General features: G+C 43.3%; 16 protein-coding genes and 1 pseudogene. 10 read left to right on the top strand and 7 right to left on the bottom strand.

Annotation, left to right across the window (positions count from 1 at the left end):
* Positions 1 to 17: 17 nt before the first annotated feature.
* Positions 18 to 782 carry a PEP-CTERM sorting domain-containing protein gene (locus tag O9295_RS10085; protein ID WP_288032863.1) on the top strand — a complete coding sequence of 255 codons (765 nt, stop codon included), beginning with the start codon at positions 18 to 20 and terminating at the stop codon, positions 780 to 782.
* A 128-nt stretch (positions 783 to 910) separates the two neighbouring features.
* On the opposite strand, the pseudogene O9295_RS10080 reads toward O9295_RS10085, so the two are convergent.
* Positions 911 to 1183, bottom strand: a pseudogene (locus tag O9295_RS10080) (IS1634 family transposase); the annotation flags it as partial.
* 215 nt (positions 1184 to 1398) lie between these two features.
* Here O9295_RS10080 and O9295_RS10075 point away from each other — a divergent pair.
* Positions 1399 to 5271 (top strand): Eco57I restriction-modification methylase domain-containing protein, encoded by a 3873-nt coding sequence (locus O9295_RS10075; protein ID WP_288032859.1) that lies wholly within the window; start codon positions 1399 to 1401, stop codon positions 5269 to 5271.
* A gap of 79 nt (positions 5272 to 5350) precedes the next feature.
* Here the strand turns inward: O9295_RS10075 and O9295_RS10070 are convergent, their stop codons facing one another.
* On the bottom strand, positions 5351 to 5812 hold the full coding sequence (locus tag O9295_RS10070; RefSeq protein ID WP_288032857.1) for a DUF29 domain-containing protein: 462 nt from the start codon (positions 5810 to 5812) through the stop codon (positions 5351 to 5353).
* A 197-nt stretch (positions 5813 to 6009) separates the two neighbouring features.
* On the opposite strand from O9295_RS10070, the gene O9295_RS10065 reads away from it, so the two are divergent.
* The gene (locus O9295_RS10065) at positions 6010 to 6261 is read left to right on the top strand and encodes a type II toxin-antitoxin system HicA family toxin (RefSeq protein WP_149974002.1); all 252 of its coding nucleotides are present in this window, start codon (positions 6010 to 6012) and stop codon (positions 6259 to 6261) included.
* Between the two features lie 41 nt (positions 6262 to 6302).
* Entirely contained in the window at positions 6303 to 6644 is a 342-nt protein-coding gene (locus O9295_RS10060) for a type II toxin-antitoxin system HicB family antitoxin (protein WP_002767352.1), read from the top strand.
* Between the two features lie 137 nt (positions 6645 to 6781).
* Here the strand turns inward: O9295_RS10060 and O9295_RS10055 are convergent, their stop codons facing one another.
* On the bottom strand, positions 6782 to 7702 hold the full coding sequence (locus tag O9295_RS10055) for a LysR substrate-binding domain-containing protein (RefSeq protein ID WP_041804302.1): 921 nt from the start codon (positions 7700 to 7702) through the stop codon (positions 6782 to 6784).
* Positions 7703 to 7848: 146 nt separating this feature from the next.
* On the opposite strand from O9295_RS10055, the gene O9295_RS10050 reads away from it, so the two are divergent.
* Together O9295_RS10050 and O9295_RS10045 are read left to right on the top strand one after the other, a co-directional pair.
* Positions 7849 to 8532, top strand: coding sequence for a cadmium resistance transporter (locus O9295_RS10050; RefSeq protein ID WP_147073094.1), 684 nt, complete (start codon positions 7849 to 7851; stop codon positions 8530 to 8532).
* A gap of 329 nt (positions 8533 to 8861) precedes the next feature.
* On the top strand, positions 8862 to 9296 hold the full coding sequence (locus O9295_RS10045) for a YidH family protein (protein ID WP_002762666.1): 435 nt from the start codon (positions 8862 to 8864) through the stop codon (positions 9294 to 9296).
* Between the two features lie 10 nt (positions 9297 to 9306).
* Here the strand turns inward: O9295_RS10045 and O9295_RS10040 are convergent, their stop codons facing one another.
* Positions 9307 to 10104: a sulfite exporter TauE/SafE family protein gene (locus O9295_RS10040; RefSeq protein WP_012267584.1), complete on the bottom strand. Its 798-nt coding sequence runs from the start codon at positions 10102 to 10104 to the stop codon at positions 9307 to 9309.
* 283 nt (positions 10105 to 10387) lie between these two features.
* Between O9295_RS10040 and O9295_RS10035 the strand changes: the two genes are divergently transcribed.
* A complete protein-coding gene (locus tag O9295_RS10035) occupies positions 10388 to 11392 on the top strand; it encodes a sulfate/molybdate ABC transporter ATP-binding protein (protein ID WP_288032861.1) in 1005 nt (334 codons plus the stop codon).
* Positions 11393 to 11522: 130 nt separating this feature from the next.
* Here O9295_RS10035 and O9295_RS10030 read toward each other — a convergent pair whose 3' ends face one another.
* Complete coding sequence (locus O9295_RS10030) at positions 11523 to 12062, bottom strand: pentapeptide repeat-containing protein (RefSeq protein WP_072925342.1); 540 nt, start codon at positions 12060 to 12062, stop codon at positions 11523 to 11525.
* Positions 12063 to 12436: 374 nt separating this feature from the next.
* Between O9295_RS10030 and O9295_RS10025 the strand changes: the two genes are divergently transcribed.
* Both O9295_RS10025 and O9295_RS10020 read left to right on the top strand, forming a co-directional pair.
* Entirely contained in the window at positions 12437 to 13132 is a 696-nt protein-coding gene (locus O9295_RS10025) for a TerC family protein (RefSeq protein WP_288032856.1), read from the top strand.
* A 138-nt stretch (positions 13133 to 13270) separates the two neighbouring features.
* Positions 13271 to 13510 carry a hypothetical protein gene (locus O9295_RS10020; RefSeq protein ID WP_253881177.1) on the top strand — a complete coding sequence of 80 codons (240 nt, stop codon included), beginning with the start codon at positions 13271 to 13273 and terminating at the stop codon, positions 13508 to 13510.
* A gap of 77 nt (positions 13511 to 13587) precedes the next feature.
* On the opposite strand, the gene O9295_RS10015 is transcribed toward O9295_RS10020, so the two are convergent.
* Both O9295_RS10015 and O9295_RS10010 read right to left on the bottom strand, forming a co-directional pair.
* A complete protein-coding gene (locus O9295_RS10015; RefSeq protein WP_072927401.1) occupies positions 13588 to 13986 on the bottom strand; it encodes a YidH family protein in 399 nt (132 codons plus the stop codon).
* Positions 13987 to 14057: 71 nt separating this feature from the next.
* Positions 14058 to 14864, bottom strand: a complete 807-nt coding sequence (locus tag O9295_RS10010) for a prohibitin family protein (RefSeq protein ID WP_288032855.1) — start codon at positions 14862 to 14864, stop codon at positions 14058 to 14060.
* A gap of 778 nt (positions 14865 to 15642) precedes the next feature.
* Between O9295_RS10010 and O9295_RS10005 the strand changes: the two genes are divergently transcribed.
* Positions 15643 to 16593 carry an exosortase-dependent surface protein XDP2 gene (locus O9295_RS10005; protein ID WP_288032854.1) on the top strand — a complete coding sequence of 317 codons (951 nt, stop codon included), beginning with the start codon at positions 15643 to 15645 and terminating at the stop codon, positions 16591 to 16593.
* The last annotated feature ends 302 nt before the right edge of the window (positions 16594 to 16895 follow it).

Below are 16895 nucleotides of genomic sequence, written 5' to 3'. Positions count from 1 at the left end.
CCACGAATTCAAGCTATATCCCACCTGAGGAGCCAGTTGCCCCAGAGGAGCCGGTTGCTCCCGAGGAGCCGGTTGATCTATCAGAGGAGCCGGTTGCTCCCGAGGAGCCGGTTGATCTATCAGAGGAGCCGGTTGATCTATCAGAGGAGCCGGTTGCTCCCGAGGAGCCGGTTGATCTATCAGAGGAGCCGGTTGCTCCCGAGGAGCCGGTTGATCTATCAGAGGAGCCGGTTGCTCCCGAGGAGCCGGTTGATCTATCAGAGGAGCCGGTTGCTCCCGAGGAGCCAGTTGATCTATCAATAGGTTTGCCAGTAGTTGAGGAATTTGCACCCGACTTTTGGTGGAGGTGGAAGAACACCCCGGCCGATGACTTGCCCACCTTTCTCTTTGCCTTTAGTGGTGTAGGTGTGGTGGAGCCGGGGATCACCCCTGGAGAGCAGGTGCTGCCCTTCGTGCCAGCACCAGGCCAATTCATTTTCCCTGCTCCCACACCCCCCGATAAATACTACTTTGGCTCGGCTGGGTCTTCAATGTCAAGCATGGTCACGTTCACACCCATGGAATATAGTCTAGTCAAACCCATCTTCGAACCCATCTTGCTTGAGTTAAAACCCATGGAAGGTAGTCTAGTCAAAGCTGGGCCACTGACGATGAAAGCGGTTCCCGAACCCAATTCCCTTCTTGGACTGGTTGCCCTCGGTACTCTCGGCGCAGCTTCAACCCTCAAGCGCAAACTCAAACCCTCCCAATCCACCACAAAAGAAACCACAAAAGTCGGCTAAATTGCCCAGGAAAACACAATAAATTTTCCTTTCATTCAGTCAATTGAGGGGGTATTTCCAGACTCCCCCATTGACAAATGGTCGTAACCTTTGCAGTGGGAGAGATCGAGAGAATTTCCGATGCCCCTTTACTGGGTACAAATTAAATAAACTCCCAATAAATCTAACGCCTTTTGTTGCCGAGAAGTCGGTCTAGTTATCTTAGAAAAACGATAACTTCCCTCTCTCATCGTACATTCTACTGTATGCAAGCAAATCGTCCCCACCTCCTCCAATAAAGTCCGAAAACTATGCACAGGGATGTTCTCTTGATTCCGTTTTTTTCTCTCTTTAGACTGAGCGGATTCACTGCGACTCGCTTTAATCACATTCAGGGAACTATGATCAATTTCTTCATCCTCAATCTAGTCCTTAGCTTGAAATCAGAAGAATTTTAATTTTCATCCCCATTAGTAAGTTACGCCTGCGGCTGTGGTAAGTCTTGGCGATTTTTTTTGGCCAAAACCCTTGACAAAATCGGAGACTTGCCTTATAATTCTTGTATAATGGGAATCCGTGCCTGCCTGCGAACCCTTCATTTTTAGGCTAGATACCCTCAATGCTAGGATAATCGGCCATGTCAGGACAAACGGGCAATAAACCACTTTTTTCTCAACACTATCTTGAGCATCGGCTGCCGGATTCTCCGGAATGGCAAGAGGATGTATCGGTGGCATTTTCCCGCTTAGAGAGTCTTTATCAACAAAAAAAGGCGATTTTGCCGACTCTTAACGAAGCGCAAACGGAAGCAGAATTAATACAACCGATTCTAGAAATTCTCGGTTTTAGTTATATACCGCAAGTAAGCAGTAGGGGAAAAGGAAGGTCAGAAAGGCCAGATTATGCCCTATTTGCCACAGAAAATGACCGTTATCAAGCCTATTCTCTCCAGAATAATGAAAGAGCCTTTTATAGTCAAGTTTTAGCGATCGCTGAGGCCAAATACTGGCAACGTTCTCTTAGTGACGTTTCTAAGAATGATCAGCGAGATATCTGGAAAAATAGTAATCCTTCCTTTCAGATCACCAATTATCTGACGGGGACGGGAGTAGATTGGGGTATTCTCACCAATGGTCGAGAATGGCGCTTATATTACCGTCAAGCGTCCTCCACAGCCACGGAATTTTATCTAGTGGACTTGATGGAACTATTAGAAGGGGGAGACCGGCAAAAATTTCGGTATTTCTGGTTATTTTTCCGTCAAGAGGCTTTTATTAAGGATATTCACGCTCAGAATTTCCTTGAACGGGTCCGGGAGGGAAGTACCACCTATGCCACCAGAGTGGGTAACGAGCTAAAAGAGTTAGTCTTCGATCGCATTTTTCCCGATATTTCTAAGGGTTTTGTATCATTAAATACAGACATACAGCCAGATTTATTGTATGAAGCGAGTTTATCCCTGCTGTATAAATTATTATTTCTGCTCTACGCAGAAGCGCGGGACTTGCTGCCGGTGAGGGGAGACTATCGCGATTACAGCTTATTGCAAAAGACGCGAGAAATTGCCGTTAAAATCGATCGTCAGCAGGCCTTTAGTGGCACCTCGACGGGAATATACGATGCTCTCCTCAGTTTATTTCGCATTGTCGATCGAGGGGATGCTAATTTAGCCGTACCTCGTTACAACGGGGGTTTATTTGACATGGAAGAAGGCCGGGTGAATTGTTTTCTCGGTCAATACAAGTTATCCGATGCGGTTTTAGCGCCCATCTTAGACAAGTTAGCACGTTTTGAGGGACAGCCGATCGACTATAGTTTTTTAGGTGTGCGACAGTTAGGATCAATTTACGAAGGATTACTGGAATATCGCATCGTGATTGAGGGGGAATCGGTGCATCTGGAAAATGATCGGGGAGAAAGAAAAGCCACCGGTTCCTATTACACTCCCGATTATATTGTTAAATATATTGTCAGCCATACCCTCAAACCAATTTTAGAGCAAAGGGCGCGACAGTTCGGGGATGTGATGACAGAAATCGCCACCCGAAGACAAGAAAGCAGCGATAGACGTTTAGGAAATCTCAGTCAGCAGGGATTAGCAAAAGAGCTACAACGCTTAGAAAAAAAAGCGATCACCACCTTACTTGATCTTAAACTCTGTGACCCCGCCATGGGAAGCGGACATTTTTTAGTAGAAGCAGTGGACTATCTCACCGATGAGTTAATCCAGATTCTCAATCTTTATCCCGAAAATAATCCCGTTTTAACCATGTTGGAAACCACCCGACAAAATATTATCGACAATCTCCGACAACAGGGAATTATTCTCGATTCTCCCACCCTTGAACCAACGCAATTATTGCAGAGAGTGGTGATGAAGCGCTGTATTTATGGGGTGGATATCAATCCGATGGCCGTAGAATTGGCCAAAGTTAGTCTCTGGTTACATTCTTTCACAGTGGGCGCACCTTTGAGTTTTTTGGATCATCATTTACGTTGTGGTAATTCTCTGATCGGAACTACCGCTAAGGACGCAGAAGCCGCTATGATCGAGGAGGAAGGTGGTCAATTAACTCTTTTAACTGGCCCTTTTGTCGGGTTACTTCGGGCAGCAGAAATTATGCGGGGAATTAGTACCCTCAGCGATGCGACTTTTGCTGAAGTGGAAACAAGTGAACAGTTATTCCGTGATTTTGATAGTCAAGCTAAACCCTACAAGCGTTTATTAGATGTTTTCCTCTCTCGCTTTTTTGGGGTTAAAACTGCTATCGAGTTTCTGCAGCGCTACGGTGGTAATATATCGGCAATTAATTGGGATAAGTTACCCCGATCAGATCAAGGAATTTTAGACCAAGCAGCTAGTTTATATAAAAGTAAGCGTTTTTTTCATTGGGATCTGGAATTTCCCGAAGTTTTTATCGATCTTGATTCCGCTTCTTGGAAGGATAACCCCGGTTTTGATGCAGTAATTGGTAATCCTCCTTATGATGAATTGTCAGAATCCGCTCTCGGTAGAGTAATTGACGAAAAACAATTTATAGATAATACAGAAATTTATAAAGAAGCTAGAGCATTTAGAGTTAACTTATATCGTTTATTTATTGCCAAAGCTATAAATCTCGCCAAGAAAAATGGCTATCATAGCTTTATTGTTCCTATGTCACTGCTAGGTGATCGTTTTACATTTGAGTTAAGACGTAAGCTTTTACAAAAAACCAGTTTGATATGTATTGAAGCTTTTCCGCAAAAAGATGACCCCAATAATCGGGTTTTTCGTGAAGCAAAATTATCCACTTGTGTGTATGTTCTTTTTAATGGCATATTACCGCTAGATTTCTCGATGAGAACTCATGAGGGCAAAGATATTCTAGAACATTCTCGTCGATATTATGCTAATGCTGAAAAAATCGATAAATTTGATCCTGATAATTTATCTATACCAACAGTCAATCAGGAGTCTTGGAAGTTGTTATTAAACCTATGTGAAAATCCTAGATGTGTTTTATTTAAAACCATTGGTTATCCGACTCCTGGAGAGATTATGTTCAATCAGCAATTCAAAGAATTTATATCAGATGATCCTCCAGGTGAAATAGTTCTTCGTGGAGCGCATATAGGTCGTTATGAGTTTTACGAAAAGCCAAAACAAGGAAACCCAGTGTATTTAAATAAAACAAAATTCCTTGAAAAACGTGGTATAAATAAAGAAGTTAAAGCATACGATCATTTAAAGAGAAGAATCGCCTATCAAAGAGGGGCAGCAATCGATAATTATCGACGGATAATAGCAACAACTATTCAAGAGGAATTTTTTTGTTCTGACACAGTTGGTTATATTGTAGATACACAATATAAACTAGAAACAGTTCTAGCTTTTTTAAATTCAAAATTATCGGAATGGAGATTCAGCCTTACAAGTACGACTAATCATATTAATGCCTACGAACTAAACGTAATTTTTATTCCTAAAATATCTTTTAACACCAAAAGCGATCGCCGTCAACAGAGTTTAGAGAAACTTATCAAAAGTTATCAAGAAAAGCAAGAGATATTAAAAGAAATCGAGGAACATATTAGGAGAGAGGAAACCGATATAGTCCATGATATTCTGTCCTACTTAGCAGAACAGATGATCGAGATAAATCGGGAAAAACAAAAAGAAATCAAAAGCTTTTTAAGATATTTAGAGAGAATAATCGGCAGTGCGATCGATAATTTAACCAACAAATCAAAAATCCAAAACTATCTCGGTGACTACCAAAAAAGCGAACCTCATCTTAGCTGCGATCAACTGTGGGAGATACTGAAAAAGAACAAAAAGAAAATTACCGTTAACTTGCTAGATCGTCAAATACAGGAAACCCTAGAAAAAGAATATCAAACCAGTCTAGATAAACTTTTACCCCTAAAACAACAATTAAGCGCCACCGATGAATTAATCGATATAATTGTTTATAAACTCTATGGATTAAGCGAGGAAGAAATTAAAATTATTGAGGGGAGAGAGTAAAAAAAAAGAATCAGCTGCCCGCGTATTTAAATTACTTGTTGAAATACAGATACCCGTCGAGGCGGTATAACCGTTAAATTTACGACCAATCCTGACTCGTATCGCAGAGGAAATGGTCGGCCATGATGTCCTCGAAGGTGAAGGGACAGTGAGAGGGAAAAGTCCGTATCGGTAAATCCGTCTCGCGTAAAGCCAAATCCACTCCGGCCTCGAAAGCATCGGATAAAGCGGTCGGTATCTGGGATTTTAAACTAGGATTGCCCTCTAGATGCCGTCTGATCCCTCGTCTCTGTTCTCTAATCGTCAAAAACCAGCTGCGAGAACGTTTATCCGGCTGATATTCCCATTTGAGAAGATGTCCTACCAAAACGGTTAGACGGCTCACCAGTTCTCGATATTCTTGTTTACCCAAGGAAATGATTTCCTCCCGTAAGTTTTGCCAGTCCAGAGCTTCTACCTGTCGGTTGGCCAGAGCTTTCGCTTGTAGCTCTGTCCACCCATAGAAGTCCGATTCATACAGGGAATTGGCTTGATCTTTCATATTGGAACTTTACCTAAAATGTCGGCTGGAAGGAACCCTAGAGATGACAGGTTCCGCCAGTATAGAACAGCGAAGCACGATATTACAAGTAAAGGGTTCAAACCAATCCTATTGATAGATTAAATAATACCGTGGAGAGTCTTCCTTTTTCTAAAAATACTGATATAATACGAAAAAAAGTTACTGAACCTTACTCAATGAACAAAAAGCAACAGCGAGTTCTGAATGCAATTCAGACATCGCCTCCCCCTGCTGATCTCAAATGGGATGATGTGGAGTCGCTGTTTAGGGCGCTAGGAGCAATTGTCTCTCAAGGTAGTGGTTCTAGGGTGAGGATATCACTCAATGGAGTCAAAGCCACCTTTCATAAACCCCATCCCCACAATGAAGTCGGCAAGAGTTGCGTCAAGGATATACGCCTCTTTTTAGAAAATGCTAATATCATTTAATTGCCTCAATTATTGATTATTTATTGAGAGAAACAAAAACTATGTACACCACAACTTATAAAGGATATACAGGTAAATTTGAAATTGACTTTGACGATAATCTGATCTCTGGAATCGTCATTGACATTAAAGATGTGATTACTTTTCACGGCAAAACTATTGAAGAAGCTGTACAGTGTTTTCATGAATCTGTTGATGACTATCTAGAATTTTGCCAAGAATTAGGAGAAGAACCCGATCAACCTTTTTCAGGAAAGCTACCTTATCAAACAACCCCCGAAATTCATCGTAAAATCTATTTAGCAGCAACTAAAAAAGGTAAAAGTATCAATGCTTGGATGGATGAGGTTCTTTCTCAGAAAGCCCAAGAACTTGTCGGCTAAAAATATTATAGATGACAATTTTTGAGAGTTAAAATGAGAGATTTATATTACCTCGTTCCCCATCTCTTTTGCCAAAGATAATTTACCCTACATAGCTTGATTTTCTCTCTGGTTAATTTTTGGTGATTGCTATCAGATTACAACATCTGCTCGAAAACTTGACAGACGCGGGGTTGAAAGCGCTGACGGTGTTTTATTTTTAAAAAAGGGCGCGTAAATTCGAGATAGCGAGGGTATAAACCGGAAGTATCGATGACTCGAATCGATCGCAATGTGCCTAATTCTAATTCCTTTTGAACCATTAATTCGGAAATGCCGGCCGCTGCCGAACTATTCTCGATGATTGCTTTCACCATTTCTCCCGTATTTAACAGCAAAGTCACCTTTAATGTCCGTAAATCGATGCCCCAATTCTGTAACGCTTCCTCGAATCTTTGTTGAGTTCCCGATCCCGATTCTCGCATTACCCAAGGGGTTTCCACTAATTCGGGTAATTCGATCGCTTCTCTTTTATACCAGGGATGAGAACGTCCGACAATAATTAATAGGCGATCGCTGCCGACGATCTCCTGTTCTAAACAATGTGTTAAATCACTCTTGACTTCTCCCTCGATTAATGCTAGGTCAAAACGTCCGTTAGCCGTACCCAGACAGATTTCTTCCGTATTAGCTAGGGTGCAATTGATCTTAATTGCCGGATAGCGCTCCTGAAAATCGCTAATTTTTGCCGGCAGCCAATAGTTACCAATAGTCAAACTCGACCCTAATTGTAGTTCTCCCCGTTGCAAGTCGTTGAATTCCGCCAATCCCCTTTCTGTCAAAGTTACCTGGGTGAGAATGCGTTGCGCTTCTAATTGCAGTAAACGTCCTGTTTCCGTGATCTCGATGTGACGACCGACGCGATGGAATAATTTCACCCCGTATTCACTTTCTAGGGAGGCAATGGCGGCACTGACGGCCGGTTGGGTGATATATAAAGCTTCTGCTGCTTTGGTGAAGTGGAGATGTTCGGCAGTCGCTAGAAAGATTTCTAGTTGATCTAGGGTCATTCTGGCCATGGCAAGGGGTTTTCCGTCTCTATTGGTCTTTCCATCATTTTAATTTATTAAATCAACAAGAAAGAATATTTGATTTTATTAATAGCTCTTTCTAGAGTAGAAGTAGGGCGATCGAGACCAGAAGAGCCGATTAAGGAAAAAATCCTATGACTACCATGATTACTGCCATATCCACAGCAATAGCGGCCTTTATTGCCACTAATCTCGATGACATCCTGATTTTGACGATTCTTTTCGCCCAGGTCAATAAACTTTTTCGCCGTCGTCATATCGTTATCGGTCAGTATTTAGGCTTTATACTGCTGATTTTGGCGAGTTTAACCGGCTTTTTCGGGAGTTTCTTAATTCCGGCTCAGTGGATTCGTTTTCTCGGTCTGTTGCCGGTGATTTTCGGGATTCGGAGTCTCTGGCAGCGAGAAGAAACCGAGACGGATAATCATCTGGAGATGGCTGTAGAATCAGCACCGTCTTCTCCTTTGCTGGCCTGGTTTTCCCCTCAAACCTGCGCTGTGGCGGCAATTACCATCGCCAATGGCAGTGATAATATCGGCATTTATCTGCCGCTGTTCGCTAGTAATACTTGGCCAAATTTAGTCACTATCGTCAGCGTTTTTCTGATCTTGGTGGGTGTTTGGTGTTTTACTGCTCATCAGTTGACTAAATTACCGGCGATCGCTAATTTAATTAGCAGTCACGGTAGCCACTTTGTCCCCTGTGTGCTGATCGGTTTGGGTGTATTTATAATCAAGGAAAGTCTTCCCCTGGCTTTCTTGGCCTTATCCTTAAGCTATGGATGGACGCTTTTCCAGCAGCAAGCTGAATCTATTTAGGGTTTGTGGCAAAAAGTTTTTCCTGGGGGCAGGGTGTAGGGTGTAGGGTGTAGGGTGTAGGGTTTTACCCATTTTCAGGGAAAAAGTCCAGGGATTTTACCCCCGATCACTCCAATGGCCGGTACTTTTGGATTTCAAAAAGGTCTAAAAGTCTTATCGAACAATGTTTTTAGATTTATTCAGCAAACCCTATTTAATTTTTGATTCAATACAAATACATCTAAAAAGAGATTTTAGATTTTTTCCATACCATCTATAACTCAAGTGCCATAGAATAACATCATCTTCTCAAACGATCAACTTGAAACCGACCCCTAGTCATCTCGATCATGTTATTTTTTCTCAAATCACCAGTGACGGAAAGCAAGACCAGCATTAAACCGAAAAAAGTCAATCCCAATCGAGTCCGCGATCATCTGGCCAATGAACGCACCTATCTGTCTTGGATGCGAACTGCGATCGCATTAATGGGTTTTGGTATGGTTATCCTGCGTTTACGGGCCTTTCATCCTCCTCTGGTTCCCCGGCCCGGTTATGGCTGGAAATTAGGCTTAATGTTTGCTTTAGTGGGTTTATTGACCGTATTTTTGACCACAGCCCATTATTTTACAGTCAGAAGAGATATAGATGAAGATACCTACGAACCAGCCGATCGATGGGTGCTACTATTTAGTTTAGCGATCGTTATTCTCGGTGCGGGAATTATCTATTTTGTCGCCACCAGTCCCGATCTGTTGATGGGTAGTATGATGACTTTCGAGTGAACTCTGGGGATTAGGTGGGTTGCAGTAAGCGCCAACTGACCGTGACTAGAACCGTATAAAGCAGTATTTTTAGGGCATTTTTGGGGAAATATTCCGATAATCTTGCTCCCACTACCACCCCCGGTATCCCACCCAACCAGATAGGAAGTACCAGATTCCAATCTACTGTTCCTAATCCCAGATGACCGATGGAAGTACAGGTTAAGAGGATGGACGCTTGCGATAGATCTGTACCGACTAATTTGCGAGAATCAAGCTGAAAAAAGGTCATCAAGACCAATGCAAATAAGGAACCACTGGAAATACTGGTTAAACCGACCAAATAGCCTAAAACTGCCCCTAATATCGTTGTTTTTATCTGACCCGATCGAGTGGTTAAATCTAATTTTGGCCAGGACCAAGGGGACAAATCGGGAAAAAACAAGGAGATTAGTAGTTCCAGGGCCGCTAGGACGGTCACGATCATCAAGACAAGACCGATGATAGGAGGCAACCATTGATCGAGATTGAGAGAGCTATTCTGCTGAAAATAGCGAAAACCGACTAATCCTAACAGAGAACCGGGTACACTGCCAATTACTAGCCATTTTACCACTTCTAACTCGATCGTTTGCTGTTGCCAGTGACGAACAGTGCCGACCACTTTCATCAACCCGGCCGCTACCACATCGGAACCCACTGCGGTGGTAGCGGGAACCTGAAATACAAAGATTAATAGGGGTGTAATCAAGGATGAACCGCCAATTCCCGTTAATCCCACGACAATTCCGATAAAAAAGCTAAATATTGTCAATAAAGAATAGTCCATTTTTGCCTCAGTTGTCTCTTTTCTCCGGTGTGTTTCTGGTGGTTAAGGGACAAAATTAGTTAATTAAGCCTTTAGAACCGACTAAAAGAGCAAAAAACAGTAATAGTAAGCTTTGATCGCTGTTTAATCTTTTAGTCTCTGTTTATAACCAGTAATCTCCGAATCGAAACTTAATTTTCTTGCTATCTTGTAAAATGTAAGTGTATTTTAATACGATTGCGATTGAATCATGGTTAAAATACGGTCAAACCCTATACATTTTTTTGCCAGAGGATTAGCTACCGTGAGCATCATCATCGAGCGAGTATCGAAAAAATTCGGCACCTTTACTGCTTTAGACAACATCAACCTAGAGATCAAATCGAATCGTCTGGTGGCACTGCTGGGGCCGTCCGGTTCAGGAAAAACCACTCTCCTGAGAGCGATCGCAGGATTAGAACCTCCCGACACAGGCAAAATTATCATCAACGGCAAAGACACAACCAATTTAAATGTCAGAAAAAGGAACATTGGCTTTGTTTTTCAGCATTATGCGCTTTTTAAACACCTGACGGTGCGTCAGAATATCGCTTTCGGTTTAAAGATTCGCAAAGCTGCCCCGGACTACATTCAAAAACGAGTGGACAATCTCTTGAGTTTAATTCAATTGCAGGGATTAGGCGATCGCTATCCGGCCCAACTATCCGGGGGTCAACGTCAACGGGTTGCCCTGGCCCGGGCCTTAGCGGTGGAACCGGAAGTATTATTATTAGATGAGCCTTTTGGGGCCTTGGATGCCAAAGTTAGAAAAGAGCTACGAGTTTGGTTGCGACAGTTACACGAGGAGGTCCATGTCACCAGTGTTTTTGTCACCCACGACCAGGAGGAAGCCATGGAAGTGGCCGACGAGATCGTAATTTTCAATGAGGGTAAAATCGAACAGGTGGGAACTCCCGATCAGGTGTACGATCATCCTGCCTCTGCTTTTGTGATGAGTTTTATCGGCCGGGTGAATGTTTTACCACCGACCTCGGCTGCACTATTCGAGCAGCTCGGAGGGGGTACTAACGGAGTCAAGATTTTCATTCGTCCCCACGACCTAGAAATTCTCTCTTCTCCCAATGGGTCTAGCATTGAGGCAAAAGTTGAGCGCATTATCCATCTGGGTTGGGCCATCGATGTGGAATTAATTCTACCCGATCGCTCTCTCCTGATTGCCCATCTGAATCGAGAACAACTGGATCAACTGCATCTCCAAGTCGGGGAGCAAGTTTATGTTCGTCCTCGGGATGCTCGCGTTTTTGCTTAAAAGTAAGGACGTTGCTGATTTGAGATCTGAATCTTCTTTTGTGGGATTTTTCAAACCTAGACCCAAACTAACTTTTGCACGGGAACCTGCACGGTTGGCATTCATACCTTATTCAGCAACGCCAACTTTTTTAGAATAGATTGGGATCGACACCGATCGCCCCTTCACCGTCCGCATCTTGCAGGTTAGCACCGTCTAACCGAGCATTAGTGAGATTGGCCTTCTCTAAGTCAGCTTTTTGCAGATTGGCGTTGGTTAAGTTTGCTCCTTGCAGGTTAGCTTTTTCTAAATCTGCACCTAAGAGATTGGCCTTGCTTAAATCGGCTCCCGCTAGGAGAGTTTTGCCGAGGTCGGCTCCCTGGAGATTAGTCCCTTTGAGGTTAGCACCTTGTAAGTTTGTTCTTTCTAGATCCGCTTGACTGAGGTTTGCTCCTTCTAGATTGGCCGAGGACAAGTTTAAATCTTTGAGGCTAATTCCGTTAAAGTCACAACCGACACAGGCGTTAGTTTCCTGTAGTTTTTGCAGATTATCGGCGGCAGCTGGCTCGACCAGAGTAATTTTTGCCGGTGCGCCGCCAGTGGGGGTAACGGCCCTAGCGATGGCAGGGTGGAAGCAAGAAAAAACTGTGATTAGCAATAGACAGAAGGCTGTCAGTAGCTTCGGTTTCATCGTTTTTGATCTCCTTGAGTGATCTTTTTGAGTCTCTGTTTTCACTCTAGGCAATGGCTTTAATAAAAACAAATATTCTTTGTTTTCAAATCCATAAATTCCCTTTATGCAAAGCTGGGAAACCCCCTCGCCCTTTCATCACTTTTATTTATTAAAACGACAATTAAGAATATTTGCTTTTATGCTTGTCCCGTACCTAAGATGATAGTGTCCGGCCAAAATCCTGATCAAGGAGAGTGTGGTCAGCAATCTCGCCATCGATCGCAAGCTCAAGAACTTGACCTTAGATTTATACCGACAAAAAAATAGTCAAGAATCCTAGCAGGAAATACCAAGACGCATCTACAACGTCATAGGAGTAAAAATATAATTATATGTCCCCTCAAATTCTCGATATAGCTGAAAATCTCTCTCTAACCACTTGCGGCACTATTCTCACCCTGGCAGTCTTAGAAACCATTCTATCGGCCGATAATGCCGTCGCCCTGGCCGCTTTGGTGCGAGAACTTCCCGACCCCAGACAACAACGCCAGGCTTTAAACTGGGGATTGGCCGGGGCATTTGTGTTAAGAGTTGCCATGTTAGTCAGTGCCAGTTGGACAGTTAAATTCTGGCAGGTGGAGGTACTGGGTGCTATTTATCTGCTCTGGTTAGCGGGTAAGCATTTTTGCCAGAAATTTTTAGATATAGAAATAGAAGACCAAAATTTTGCCACTAATCTCGCCATAGAATCTTTTGGCCGTGTTATTGTTCTGATTGCTTTTACGGATCTGGCTTTTTCCCTCGATAGTGTGACAACAGCGATCGCCCTGGCCGATCGATTCTGGATTCTTCTGACTGGTGGTATTTTGGGAATGTTAGCCCTACGATTTTTGACCGGTTTATTTGTCAGGTGGTTAGCTGAGTTTGTTTACCTACAAGATGCGGCCTATCTGACGGTTTTAGCGGTAGGGGGAAGATTGTTGTTAAAAGCTTGCCAACCAACCTATTTACCGCCAGAGTGGATGGTATTAATGATGGTGGCGGCCTCCTTAAGTTGGGGCTTTTCTAGGCGTGTTGTGGTGGAATAGTTCTGGCAGCAAGGGATTTTCTCAATTTTTTAGGAGCGTGTCAACCGTTATACTCCGGGAGGATGGGCGACTGTGACATAATTTGGGACTAGGTACGGTAAGAGTCGCTAGTGAACCCCGTTAGCCTTGGAGACTTCCTTGCTAGACACCATTTCCACCCTATCCTCAAAACTAACAGCGATCGAAACCACGGGAAATCCTCTCCCGAAAGTTGCCACCTGTTCCTCCACCTGTCGTTACTGTCGGTTTTATAAGTTTCAGGGGAGAGGAAACGGCTATTGTCAACGCTTGGGAGTCGCTGTCCACAGTCATTGGCGCGCCTGTCCTTTGATTTGTCCACCTTTTGCCCCTTCTTGGGAAAGGTCGGAAAATGGGTAATTCTAAGTAGTTATCTGGATTCTACCACCTGTATCGAGCAATTTTCTCCCCATCCCGCTCCGTGCGAGGATGGGGTTTTAATCGAAACCGATGCTTTCCACTCCACCGCTATCGGGACTGGTGGCGACAAAATAGAGAATTCCCGACCCTAGACAAGCGATCGCTATACTAAAGCAAATAATCCAGACTTGAGCAGGTTCGTAGCTATTACTATCGATCGCCCGACGGATGAGAAAATAGTGGCGCGTGGCGATGACAACGGTTAATAATCCCACCATAGCGAAGACAAAACCCAACAGCCACCCCAATCCTAGGACGGTAGAAGATGCCGTCCGTAAACGCAAAATGACCAGACCAAAACCCATCAAAGCGATCGAGGCGCGCATCCAAGACAGATAGGTGCGTTCGTTGGCCGAATGATCTCGCCAGTAATCGGGGTTAAATTTCTGCTTTGTCTTTTGGGATTTAAACAGCATAGAGGAGTTCCTCGCAGTGAAATTCAATAAAATCAAGTATTCTTTCTTATGGTTTTAATAAATTGTTTTTATCATCTAGTTTTTCGCTTATCTTTAACCAATTCAAGGGACTTAAGCAGATTATCATCCATAAATAGGGGAAGTTTACCGTCCCATCTTTCGATCGCTTTGTTCTGTAAAACTTCTGGACTTAAGGAATCTTGGAGAATGCGATGAGCTGCCGCCTCTCCCTTAGCCAGATTGATTTTTACTTCCGATTCTTTCAGAGCTTTCAGCACCATAAAACCGGCTTTTTTGGCCTCCTGTTCGGCAATTTGTTTGGCTTCCACCGCATCGGTAAAGCGATCGGAAAAATTGACATGAACCAAAGAAATATCATCGACACCGATATGATAATTTTTCATTCTTTCGGTCAAACGAATATCCACTTCTCCTTTCACCTCCTCCCGTTTAGTAATTAATTCTTCGGCGGTATATTTAGCCATAACTGCCTTGAGAATTTCCTCAACTGCTGGATCGATCACTCGTTCAATGACAGCCGCTTCATCGCCAATTTGTTGAAAAATAGTATTAACTTCTGATGCTAAAATATGCCAATTCATGGCCACATCTGTGAAGACTTCCTGTAGGTCTTTGGAGGAAGCTTCGGCCGCTATCTGTTGTTTTTGAATTCTCACACTTAGTTTTTTCACCGTGTTAACAACGGGAATAATCCCGTGAATACCCTCATTAAGTATTTTATCCTGTACTTGACCAAAGACCATTAAAACTCCTCTTTCTCCCGCATTGACAATCACGAAAGGATTAAAAATAATCGCCAAAATTAATAACAAAAAAAAGAGATTGCTTGGTCTAGCAAAAAGGCGAATTTTGAGCATTTTAATTGGTAATAGAGATAGTTTATGGGATGGGATTACAAATCAATAAAATGGCTGATTTTATCTATTTTAATAATTTTAGCAACTAGAAATAAAGGTAAACTTTGTTCTATATTATTTAGATAAATTCAGATTTAGTCTCGTTATTTTTTCATTTTGGCTGATAAAAGATCGTGAAATAATTGTTTATTTGTAATTATCATATTCGCCGCTTAAATGTTTTAGTAATCATGAATTAAAACGATTATTTCGTTAGTTTTAGTCAGCAAGTTGGAGAAAAAAGCATTTATTTATCCAAGAAAGGAATCGGGGTTATCCAGAAACAATTATAACAAAATTTCCCTTGTCTTAAATGGTACATTCTCATTCCACCAGTCTAGCTGGTACTTGCTTTTGTAGCAATTACCTTAACACAATCTAGTTTCGGTATAAAAGATATTTTGTATAAAGGATATCTGGATAAATTGACTCGCAGAAGATGGCTATGATAGAACCCTAAATACAGTAAGCGAATAAGCCTACTGTACTTAGGGTTTGCTGAAAAAGTTTTTCGTGGGGGCAGGGTGTGGGGTGTGGGGTGTGGGGTGTAGGGTTTTACCGATTTTCATCTGGTCAATTACCTAATTTTCAGGGAAAAAGTACCTGAATTTTCCCCCCGCTCACTCCCAGGTCCGGTACTTTTGGATTGACAAAAAGTCTAAAAGTCTTATCCAGCAAGGTTTTTAGATTTATTCAGCAAGCCCTACTTAATTCCATTCCCTAACGAGGTCATTTATCGATGAGTCATCTTTTCATGCGGTCGCAGCACCTCGCCGCTCTTTTCAAAATCGCCGCCACGATGACCGGAGTGGCCTTAGCTCTAACGACTGGAACACCCGCGCGCGCGGCGGGTGTTCTCCCCTTTTCCTTTCAAACCAACGTTACTGCGAGTCCGGACCTAACCGGAAATCCTAATCTTCTCAACGATCCCACTAGAGATGTCCGTCTCGATTCGGTGGTTTTCAACGGTTTAACGGTCAGTCAGTTTGATCTGGTCAATGCGGGTCGGGTTATCCGCAACGATACCGCCGACGTTACCGTGGGGGGAGTCACATATACTAACGGAATTCTCCATGCGGGTCACGGACCGAACACGACTAGCGATCCCCTGGTCGGGGAGGGTCCAGGGAAACCGAACCCCACCGACGCGGATATCGCCGCCAGTTTGGGCAATTTAAACCTGAATAGTCTCCTCGTAACCCGTGAGAACGCCGATACTGCAATTATCGAGGTTTCTTTCCTCCGACCGGTGAATACGTTCTTTTTCTGGGAACGGGGGGGAACGCCGGGGGGAACCGTTGCGGGGGATAGCGATTTACTGGTGGAAGCGCTCGCGGACGATGGAACGACGGTCTTAGCCAGTTATAAAATTTTACGCGCGAACTACACGAAAGCGGACTATAACATCAGCACGATCGTTCCTCCCGTCCTCAACAACGGCCCGTTCAATATTGGTTCGATCGGGATTCGGCTCGACGGTATCCGCGCGCGAACTCTGCGCTTAACTAGCGAGCGCAATAACGATCCCCAACGTTTGAACGGAGTCGGCGATAACGGGCCAGATTTCAAAGTAATCGCCGCCGATGTCAAGGTTCCCGAACCTAATGTCGTGTTCGCCACCCTACTCGCAGGAAGTCTTGGAATCTTTGTGAAACGAGGCAAGGATCGTTCTACTCGAAGTAGGGAGTGAATCCTTTAAAGGCGGTTTAAATGCCATCAACCAGCGAACTGTCATTCACGAAAAAATAGCGATCAATGGGTTAAAACCCTCTATTTATCCATTATTAAGGAGATAATCACCCTTTTTCCTCGATCGCACAGATCGAGGAATTTATCCTTTATTTTCGTCCGTAAGTAGGGTTTGCTGAATAAATATAAAAACCTTGTTGGATAAGGCTTTTAGACTTTTTTTCCCTGAAAAAGTGCCTACCATTGGAGTGATTGGGGGGAAAATTTAGGGATTTTTTCCCTGAAAATTAGGTAATTGACCAC

It is taken from the genome of Microcystis sp. LE18-22.4A, assembly GCF_027531105.1.
GTDB lineage: Bacteria > Cyanobacteriota > Cyanobacteriia > Cyanobacteriales > Microcystaceae > Microcystis > Microcystis aeruginosa.
The sequence above is the reverse complement of the archived record's forward strand: the minus strand, read 5'-3'. Positions and strand labels throughout refer to the sequence as shown.

Excerpts from the sequence above, each read along its gene's own strand:
- O9295_RS10075 (WP_288032859.1), top strand. The coding sequence starts at position 1,399 with ATGTCAGGACAAACGGGCAATAAACCACTTTTTTCTCAACACTATCTT.
- O9295_RS10070 (WP_288032857.1), bottom strand. The coding sequence starts at position 5,812 with ATGAAAGATCAAGCCAATTCCCTGTATGAATCGGACTTCTATGGGTGG.
- O9295_RS10065 (WP_149974002.1), top strand. The coding sequence starts at position 6,010 with ATGAACAAAAAGCAACAGCGAGTTCTGAATGCAATTCAGACATCGCCT.
- O9295_RS10060 (WP_002767352.1), top strand. The coding sequence starts at position 6,303 with ATGTACACCACAACTTATAAAGGATATACAGGTAAATTTGAAATTGAC.
- O9295_RS10055 (WP_041804302.1), bottom strand. The coding sequence starts at position 7,702 with ATGGCCAGAATGACCCTAGATCAACTAGAAATCTTTCTAGCGACTGCC.
- O9295_RS10050 (WP_147073094.1), top strand. The coding sequence starts at position 7,849 with ATGACTACCATGATTACTGCCATATCCACAGCAATAGCGGCCTTTATT.
- O9295_RS10045 (WP_002762666.1), top strand. The coding sequence starts at position 8,862 with ATGTTATTTTTTCTCAAATCACCAGTGACGGAAAGCAAGACCAGCATT.
- O9295_RS10040 (WP_012267584.1), bottom strand. The coding sequence starts at position 10,104 with ATGGACTATTCTTTATTGACAATATTTAGCTTTTTTATCGGAATTGTC.
- O9295_RS10030 (WP_072925342.1), bottom strand. The coding sequence starts at position 12,062 with ATGAAACCGAAGCTACTGACAGCCTTCTGTCTATTGCTAATCACAGTT.
- O9295_RS10025 (WP_288032856.1), top strand. The coding sequence starts at position 12,437 with ATGTCCCCTCAAATTCTCGATATAGCTGAAAATCTCTCTCTAACCACT.
- O9295_RS10015 (WP_072927401.1), bottom strand. The coding sequence starts at position 13,986 with ATGCTGTTTAAATCCCAAAAGACAAAGCAGAAATTTAACCCCGATTAC.
- O9295_RS10010 (WP_288032855.1), bottom strand. The coding sequence starts at position 14,864 with ATGCTCAAAATTCGCCTTTTTGCTAGACCAAGCAATCTCTTTTTTTTG.
- O9295_RS10005 (WP_288032854.1), top strand. The coding sequence starts at position 15,643 with ATGAGTCATCTTTTCATGCGGTCGCAGCACCTCGCCGCTCTTTTCAAA.